This is a genomic window from Neisseria sp. P0021.S007 (assembly GCF_051956855.1).
This window is the reverse complement of record NZ_JBQCXA010001832.1, coordinates 1-431: the sequence shown is the minus strand read 5'-3', so window position 1 is coordinate 431 and position 431 is coordinate 1. Positions and strand designations below refer to the sequence as shown.

General features: G+C 53.6%; 1 pseudogene. It reads right to left on the bottom strand.

Annotated elements, in window-relative coordinates:
- A pseudogene (locus tag ACTHUR_RS21695) lies at window positions 1–425 on the bottom strand (3-deoxy-7-phosphoheptulonate synthase); the annotation flags it as partial.
- Window positions 426–431: the final 6 nt, after the last annotated feature.

The following is a 431-nucleotide window of genomic DNA, read 5'->3' as shown; positions in this document are numbered from 1 at the left end:
GGACTGCCGCTGGTGTGGACAATCGCGGAATGGCCGGCTTTGGTTACAGAAAGGAAATGGTGCGGATGATTGGCGGCACCGATGGCGTCGATGGCGATTTTCAGATTGCCGTCCGTACCGTTTTTAACACCGACAGGGCAGGAGAGGCCGCTGGCCAATTCGCGGTGTACCTGGCTTTCAGTCGTACGCGCCCCAATCGCGCCCCAAGAAATCAGGTCGGCGTAGTATTGCGGCGTAATTATGTCCAAGAATTCAGTCGAAGCAGGCATGCCCATTTCGTTCAAAGTCAGCAACAACTGACGTGCTTGGCGCAGGCCGTAGTTGATGTCAAACGTACCGTCCAAGTGTGGATCGTTAATCAGACCTTTCCAGCCAACGGTTGTACGCGGTTTTTCACAATACCCGCGCATTACAATCAGTAGCTCTTTCTA